The organism is Thermodesulfobacteriota bacterium (genome assembly GCA_034189135.1).
Classification (GTDB): domain Bacteria; phylum Desulfobacterota; class Desulfobacteria; order Desulfobacterales; family JAUWMJ01; genus JAUWMJ01.
Genome location: JAXHVO010000027.1, coordinates 44,647 through 52,328 on the forward strand (window position 1 = coordinate 44,647; position 7,682 = coordinate 52,328).

At 43.6% G+C, this 7,682-nt stretch carries 7 protein-coding genes; 5 read left to right on the top strand and 2 right to left on the bottom strand.

What is annotated here, in order from left to right; all coding sequences use genetic code 11:
* Positions 1-56: 56 nt before the first annotated feature.
* From SWH54_03915 to SWH54_03930, 4 genes are all read left to right on the top strand, one after another.
* Positions 57-3,833, top strand: coding sequence for an SIS domain-containing protein (locus SWH54_03915; protein ID MDY6790397.1), 3,777 nt, complete (start codon positions 57-59; stop codon positions 3,831-3,833).
* A gap of 49 nt (positions 3,834-3,882) precedes the next feature.
* A complete protein-coding gene (locus SWH54_03920) occupies positions 3,883-4,065 on the top strand; it encodes a hypothetical protein (GenBank protein ID MDY6790398.1) in 183 nt (60 codons plus the stop codon).
* A 201-nt stretch (positions 4,066-4,266) separates the two neighbouring features.
* Positions 4,267-4,473, top strand: a complete 207-nt coding sequence (locus SWH54_03925; GenBank protein ID MDY6790399.1) for a type II toxin-antitoxin system HicB family antitoxin — start codon at positions 4,267-4,269, stop codon at positions 4,471-4,473.
* The gene (locus tag SWH54_03930) at positions 4,466-4,690 is read left to right on the top strand and encodes a type II toxin-antitoxin system HicA family toxin (GenBank protein ID MDY6790400.1); all 225 of its coding nucleotides are present in this window, start codon (positions 4,466-4,468) and stop codon (positions 4,688-4,690) included. Before SWH54_03925 ends, SWH54_03930 begins: the two co-directional genes overlap by 8 nt.
* Positions 4,691-5,176: 486 nt before the next feature.
* Here SWH54_03930 and SWH54_03935 read toward each other — a convergent pair whose 3' ends face one another.
* Positions 5,177-6,184 carry a transposase gene (locus tag SWH54_03935; protein ID MDY6790401.1) on the bottom strand — a complete coding sequence of 336 codons (1,008 nt, stop codon included), beginning with the start codon at positions 6,182-6,184 and terminating at the stop codon, positions 5,177-5,179.
* Between SWH54_03935 and SWH54_03940 the strand changes: the two genes are divergently transcribed.
* Positions 6,183-6,467 (top strand): hypothetical protein, encoded by a 285-nt coding sequence (locus tag SWH54_03940; GenBank protein ID MDY6790402.1) that lies wholly within the window; start codon positions 6,183-6,185, stop codon positions 6,465-6,467. The genes SWH54_03935 and SWH54_03940 overlap by 2 nt on opposite strands.
* 704 nt (positions 6,468-7,171) lie before the next feature.
* Here SWH54_03940 and SWH54_03945 read toward each other — a convergent pair.
* The coding region (locus tag SWH54_03945) for an RHS repeat-associated core domain-containing protein (protein ID MDY6790403.1) at positions 7,172-7,682 on the bottom strand (511 nt) is incomplete at its 5' end.

The window sequence follows — 7,682 nt, forward strand, 5'->3', positions numbered from 1 at the left end:
AAGTCTAAACACCTTAAGCCTGACTACGTGAGTAGTTACAAAAAAAGAGAATAAAAATGAAAAAACCCGAAAAAGCATACTTTAAAATCATGGTTGGAAAAATGGGCGCATTTTTTCTAGCTGCCTGTAAACTTGCTTATCGCTGCCTGATGGCAAATGTTTATTTTTGCAATAGCAAATCCAGCGCAGTGGAAAATTCCATTATCTTTTTTCCTTATGCGGAAAACGTTCTCAATTGTGGACTTGCAGGCATCGTTTCATTTAAGGGCAAAGACAAGGCCGATCGGTCAGTCGACATGGCCTCTTTAGACGACATGGCTCAAAAAATGAGCCGGTTTTCCTATACGGCCTGTGAGAAAAACAATGACTCTTTTGACAGTCATTATCTTGGTGAAAATGACCTGATCGACTCTTTGTTACAATCCGTCCGTACACTCAAAGAAAAAGATTTTTTTTACCATCTTTTCATGAATGGAGACACACAGGACGAACTTGTAAAATTGGCAGATTTCCTTTCCAATACCATTGATACCGAAGTGAAATTGCTGTCTGACCATATGGGGCATCTGGATACCCAAGCGGTCGATACCATCACCCAACGAATTGAAAGCTTAAAAGATATTGCCTGGTGTATTCATGCTGAAATCATAGACAATTTAATAAAGGTGAAGGATCTGCTCAGTCTTTGCCCGACTTCGCCTACCTTTTCATCGGTCAGTATATTTAAAAATATTAATGCGGTGCTTAACAGCATTGATCGGCTGGAAGTCCGGGGGCGTGATTCGGCAGGTATCTCTTTGATGTTTATCCTGGAAAAGAGCCAGTTTAAAAGATTTGAAAAATCAATTAAAAGTGCCAACCTTTATGACCGGTTTAAAGAGCGGTCGGCCCAGGAGGTTCTTACCAACATGGGCATCAGTGTGAATGAAACCAAAGATGAAAGCGGTGAAGAACTCTCAGCGATCACGCTTACTTATAAAGTTGCGGCTGAAATAGGAAAACTGGGAGATAATATTAAGTTTTTGCGAAAACAGATTAAAAACGACCCTGTACTTCAAATCGTGGCCGGTTTTCCCCACCGGTTTCACACTGTTTCTTCCCATACACGATGGGCATCGGTTGGCGCGATCACCGAGGCAAACTGTCACCCGGTGGACAACGATGTACCTGGAAGCGAAACGGAAAAAACCGGAATCATTCATGTGTGCTTAAATGGCGATATCGATAACTACCTTCAGTTGAAAGCGGAATTTGAATCAGAGGGAAATTCTATCCACAGCGACATCACCTCCGATACTAAAATCATTCCCCTCCGGATTGAAAAGTATCTTAAACAGGGCCACCGTGTTCGTGAAGCATTTCGGCTGGCGGTCAATGATTTTGAAGGATCCCACGCCATATCCATGCATACCGATCTTGCACCCGGCAAGCTTTTTCTGGCCCAGAAAGGAAGTGGACAGTCTATATTTATTGGACTGGCGAACCATCATTACATGCCGGTTTCTGAAGTTTACGGGTTTATTGAAGAGACTCAATCCTTTATTAAAATGGACGGGGAAACAGTTGCCGATGGGATTGAAGGAACAACCCAGGGACAGGTTTTCACTCTCAGTCAGCAATCAGCGGGAGGCATTCATGGCATCCAGGCCATGTTTTATGACGGAACTCCGATAAATCTGGGCGAAAAAGATGTTAAACATACCGAAATCACCTCAAGAGACATCGATCGCCAGAAGTTTCCCCACTATTTTTTAAAAGAGATTTCAGAATCTCCCATCTCAGTGGAAAAAACTATTCAAAACCGCTGGAAGATTAAACCCGGCGAAAAAGACACTTATATTACGGCCATGGATGAAACCATCATACCCCGATCATTACAACAGGCCCTGGCTGAAAACCGGATACGACGGATATTTTTTGTGGGGCAGGGTACGGCGGGGGTCGCCTCCCTGGCATGTGCCAACATTATGACTTATTACCTGGATGATCCGGGGATACAAATCGATGCGCTCAAAGCCTCGGAACTTTCCGGGTTTAAGCTTGACGAAAAAGATGATGCGCAGAGCATGATCGACACTCTTGTTATCGCCATCAGCCAGTCAGGAACGACCACCGACACCAATCGTTCGATTGAAATGGTGAAAGATCGGGGCGCGTATACCCTTGCCATTGTCAACCGGAGAGATTCGGATATCACCTTCAAAGTGAACGGCGTCATGTATACCAGCAGTGGCAGGGATATTGAAATGTCAGTGGCTTCAACAAAGGCATTTTATTCCCAGATTATTGCCGGAGCTCTCCTGGGGCTTTTTATAGCCGACTTGCAAGGTCGCAGAAATGATGCCTTCATATCAGAGGAGATAAAACGACTTTTGAAAATTCCTTCGCAAATGAGAAAAGTTCTGGCAATGAGAAGTAAAATCGAGCAATCCGCCGGAAGACTCGCCCCGACCAGAACATACTGGGCGGCGGTCGGAAGCGGCCCCAACAAGGCTTCGGCAGATGAGATACGTATCAAGCTTTCCGAGCTTTGTTACAAGACGATTTCGTCCGACTTTGTGGAGGACAAGAAGCATATAGACCTTTCATCCGAGCCGCTTATCATCGTCTGTGCAGCCGGGACAAGGCCCACCGTCATCGGTGATATTATAAAAGATACGGCTATATTTAAAGCGCATAAGGCCATGCCCGTGGTCATCGCTGATGAGGGGGAAAACGGGTTTGATACCTATGCCGAGGATGTCTTCCATGTTCCTGTGGTCAGTGAACATCTTGCCCCCATTCTAAACACGCTGGTGGGACATATCTGGGGATATTACGCCGCCTTGGCCATAAACAAGGGGTCGCGTTTTCTCTACGGTTTCCAGGAAGAAATTCGAAATACGTTGGACAAACATGCCCAAAAAGGCAGCGATGTCTACGAAGCAATTCTGGAAAAATCGTTCAGGGAAAAGATAATGACCTTTTATACTGAACTTAGACGAAAGAAAACCCAAAACCGTTTTCCGGCCGCCATGGGACTCGAAGCCGCATCGGATCTGACGCTTCTTCTTAAATACCTGGCCGGAAGGCTTCCGGTGTCTGATTTTGAGCTTGAATTTGGTGTAAAAGGAACACCGCTCAACATGCTGAACAGGCTTTTCAGGTGCCTGGGTGAGTCGATCAACAGCATGGCCCGTCCTGTGGATGCCATCAAGCACCAGGCAAAAACAGTTACCGTGGGAACCAGTCGAATCAGTGAAAAGGTCGAAGGGATACTTTTTGAAGCTTTGGCTGCCCACCATTTCAATACCTACCAGTTGATAAACAGAAATATTCTGGTTCTTAAAAACCTGCAACAAATCGTTTCCGATATCAAAGGAGCGATTCGTTACAAAATCGGAAATTTAAATCTTCTTGGTGAACCGACGGATGAAACCACTATCGAGGTATTGAAAAAGGAAGGGGTGCTTAAACCTATTCCATCCCGGGTGGAAACCGACACGAAGCTAAAAGGAACAAAGAAAATCATTGTCAGACAGGGAAATGTCTATATCGGCAAAGGTCGTAAAGATGACAGGAGCATTATTGTGATCCCCATCATTTCTACCTCCCCGGATATGCCGAACATGATTGAATACCTGCTGTTGCTGAATATCGGTTTTAAAGAGAATATTCCACTTTCAACCAAAATAAAGGCCCTGGGGGGCAAGTACGAGCATATCAAGAATATCGTTCAGGAAAACAGCGCCCCATGGGATGACCGGCACCTGGAATTGGTTGAAACGGATACCCTTTTCGGAAGATCGGCAGAAAAGATAGGAGAATTTATCGTATCAAGCCTGAGAAAGTAAACGCATTTCTTGTTAACTGAGCTGTTGTAAAAACACGGGAGGTATCACCATGAGTAAAGCAGCGCCTGATATAAATAAGAAAAAGATGAAAAAACGATCGATAATCGATCGTCGCTCAGGTGATGACCGACGCAAAAGCTACAGCTTGGATTACTTTGAAAATGAAGGAAAGGAAAGAAGAGTTAACGAAGAGCGCCGGAAGCAGGGTGAACGCAGATCCGATCAAAAATAAATATTGTAGGCCTGGGAAAGGTTTCAGCTAAGCAGTTGCTGTATTTTAGAATTATTAATTCTTTATTCGTTGGCCATGGAATAATATTGACATTGACGCCATAAGTTCTATATTATCTATTAGTTTCAAAGGATTATATAAGATCAACGATATCATTGAAGATCCCATTTTCCTGTAAAATATTGATTATGAGGTGCTCCGATGAATATATTTACCGCTATTTTGCATAAAGAAGAAGATTTCTATGTGGCACTATGTCCCGAGGTAGGAACGGCCAGCCAGGGGGAGACCATTGAAAAGGCTGTAAAAAATCTCCAGGAAGCGACAGAGCTTTATCTGGAAGAATTTCCCATGGATCAAACGTCCCGCTCACTTATGACCACCTTTGAAGTGTCAGCCCATGCCTGAACTTCCCAGAATATCAGGCAATGAAGCCATTAACGCATTCAAAAGACTCGGTTTTTATCAGGCACGCCAGAAAGGTAGCCACGTTGTGATGCGCAAGGATGACCGAGGATGTGTCATACCTTTGCATAAAAATCTTGCCATTGGAACACTAAGAAACGCAATCCGACAGGCCGGCGTTTCCGTTGACGAATTTGTTGTTGCCTATAAAGAGAAATAATCCCCCCAGAAGTCGCTTGGCTGTTTTAATTTCCGCCCGAACGATTAAGATTTCAATTATCCGGTTGCTGGTCAGATGTTATTTCCCACGCTTTTATCGTAATATTGGGTTGCGGATCACGGGCCCATCAAATTATAACTCAAGTTTCGCACCCCGGTTTGGCGAAAAGAAATGTCCTGATGGCACGTAAAATATAAAATCAGATGTGAATCGAAACGGTTGTATTCTTTTCTGTAAGGGGATATGTGGGTCATCTGTTCCACCTTTTCGCAGTGTCCGGGTATTTGGGATAGACCGTCCTTTTTATATTGTTTAGCAACGGGTAGACTTTATCCCAAATATCCGGACACGCTGCAACCGATTTAATTCATATCCCCTGGAAGAAAATAATATAACTGTCTCGATTCACACCTTCAACACCAATCGGTGCCTTAAAAATTTATGCTCCACCGTAGATAAGGGGTGCGAAACTTGAGTTATAAGATTCTATTTATCGATTAGTGAGTATTCATTTTCTGACGCTATTTGCTCTCCACGCTGAACACTCATGCTGACCGCCGGTTGCGAGATATTAAGCTTCAAAGCCAAATCCGTCATGGTAAACCCCAACTCCCTGACCGCCCAGTAACACAAAAGACTTCTTGCTTTGACTTTTATCGGCTGCTTTCCGGGTTGAAATATATCTTCCGGGTGAATGGAAAAAATATGAGCCACTCTATCTGAAAGTTTATCTATATTATAACCCTTTGATTTCAGATCATACTTTCGGTCCAGAGCCTCATTGGCAGACCTTAAAACCCTTTCAACAAAATCAGAATCGCCCAGCACACGCTCGTCACTTTTAGAGTGAATCTTAGCTCGCCGAAGAGATTTGAGCATAGTCCAGCCGCCACTGCTTCGGATGAGGCCGCCTCCGGTGAGGTCATGACGCTTCCCTTGCTGGATACCTTTCTGAACGAATATTTTATAGCGGCGTCGCGCTGTTGATCTGTTTTCATGGAACAGTTTCAGCACATAATTATCATCCTGCCATTCTTTTTTCTTGTTACCCATAATAACGGCGTGTCCGCAAAAAGAATATTTGTCCAGTGCCTTGATGTCCGCAACTAACTTGGCTCGAATCGGATTAAGGTGGATATAGCGGACCAGTTCCAATAGGTAGGTATCTTCCTGACACAGAATCGATTTGTAACGGTTCTGAAATAGCTGGCCGCTGCGACGATGTCGGCGGTTATAATACATGGCATGTCCGGTGAGAAGCCTGCGCATCACAGTGGAAAGCGGACAAGCACCTGTACGCAATAAAAGGTGAAAGTGGTTGGGAATCAGCGCCCATGAGAAGCATTGGGTATCGGTTTCTGAAAGCACCTTTCCCAGCCGATCCAGAAAATGAATCCGGTCGACGTCATCATCAAATATGTTTCTTCGCTCGATGCCTCTGGCGATAATATGATGGAGGGCACCCGGAGCATCAATACGGGCTTTACGTTGCATGGTAGGACTATATCATATATCAGATAAAGTAGAAACTTATAATTTTATGGGCCCGCAACCCAGGATCGATATTGGCCTGCTTCAAACCGAGGATCTTTTCAAAAGTCAAAATTATCAGTTTGAGCCGCTGAGCTTTGAGATTCTAAAAACCGCTTCCGAGATCGATGACATCCCGGAGTTGCATGACCGGCTTATTGCCGCAACCGCCGGATATCTTGACTTGCCAATTATCACCAATGATCCTGTCATCAGAGATTCTCAATTTGTTGAAGTTCTGGAATGATTTTAAAATAAGGAAGCCGCTTGTCTATCTTAACCGTTCCCGCCTGTCATGATAAAGTGCATTTATACATAAGTAATTTTGATCGTACAGAATTTTTATCTATCTTATTTATTTTGCTGCGGTAAAAATGCCGTCCGATAAAATTGTCTTATGTACACTGCATTTATCACGCCAGACAGGAACTCTACTTGCAGAAAGCGGCTGTCTTATCTTATGCCCGCCCGCCAACCCTAAAAGGATGGAATCGATTTTATTGCAATTAAAAAGAAAAGGCAGTAACGCTTAGCCAGCTACTGCCTTGTGTTTAATTGAAATTTCAACAACTACACCCACAAGCCATTCTACATTACTTCTTGTGTTTATTTTGGTATACTCCAAGCCCGCAATTCATACATTTGCTCGAAAAACCGTTTGCCCAAAATTTTGACCAGAAGAAAAACTTATTACAATTTGGACATCTAGTAAAATTCAAAACAACAAGCTGCCAACCAATTATAATGAAAGCTAATATTGCGAAGATTAGGGTCACCTTTTCCGATTTAAAAAGATAGTCAGTTATCCCAATAAATGGAACAAAAAATAAAATTGATAATAAAGCAATATTTCTTCTACGCAGTATCCCCCTTATTATTTTAATCAGGTCGTTATTGCCAGATGATTTTATAACCATTTTTAACCTCTGAATTAAAAAATTGCCAACATTATCACGGACAAGGATTCGTCTCACCATCAAATATTGGATAAAAAATTGTATTATTATTTGAAATAGTTCCTTCAACCGGGGCCCCTTTAGCCCAGCCAAACACAAATCCCCATTCCCAACTTCCACCATCATTCGTTACAAAACCTACTGAAAGTGGACCAAGTCCTAATGTCGCAATCTCAGTTTTTCCACTCATAGAGCCAGTGTAGAACCCGGCTTCATAACCTATGGAGGCTCCAGCACCTGTTGTAGTTCCTGTCGTTGTGTAACCACCCATTCCAGAACCAGAATCATATGCAATACCACTTCCGGCATTCCCTCCCCAGGGGCCCCATGAAGCAACACCGGTTGTTCCACCCCAAACTGCCCATAATCCCCACGGATCAACTGCATTAACCGGATCATTTAGGACATATCCATAAAGATCGGTATCTCCACCGGCAAACAGAATGGGATCTTTTGCCGTCCATCTTCCGATATCAGGATCATAGTCTCTGTAACCGAATCTGAGA

What these genes read in the sequence shown, in the direction of transcription:
- SWH54_03915 (MDY6790397.1), top strand. Translation starts at nt 57, where the DNA reads ATGAAAAAACCCGAAAAAGCATACTTTAAAATCATGGTTGGAAAAATG.
- SWH54_03920 (MDY6790398.1), top strand. Translation starts at nt 3,883, where the DNA reads ATGAGTAAAGCAGCGCCTGATATAAATAAGAAAAAGATGAAAAAACGA.
- SWH54_03925 (MDY6790399.1), top strand. Translation starts at nt 4,267, where the DNA reads ATGAATATATTTACCGCTATTTTGCATAAAGAAGAAGATTTCTATGTG.
- SWH54_03930 (MDY6790400.1), top strand. Translation starts at nt 4,466, where the DNA reads ATGCCTGAACTTCCCAGAATATCAGGCAATGAAGCCATTAACGCATTC.
- SWH54_03940 (MDY6790402.1), top strand. Translation starts at nt 6,183, where the DNA reads ATGGTAGGACTATATCATATATCAGATAAAGTAGAAACTTATAATTTT.
- SWH54_03935 (MDY6790401.1), bottom strand. Translation starts at nt 6,184, where the DNA reads ATGCAACGTAAAGCCCGTATTGATGCTCCGGGTGCCCTCCATCATATT.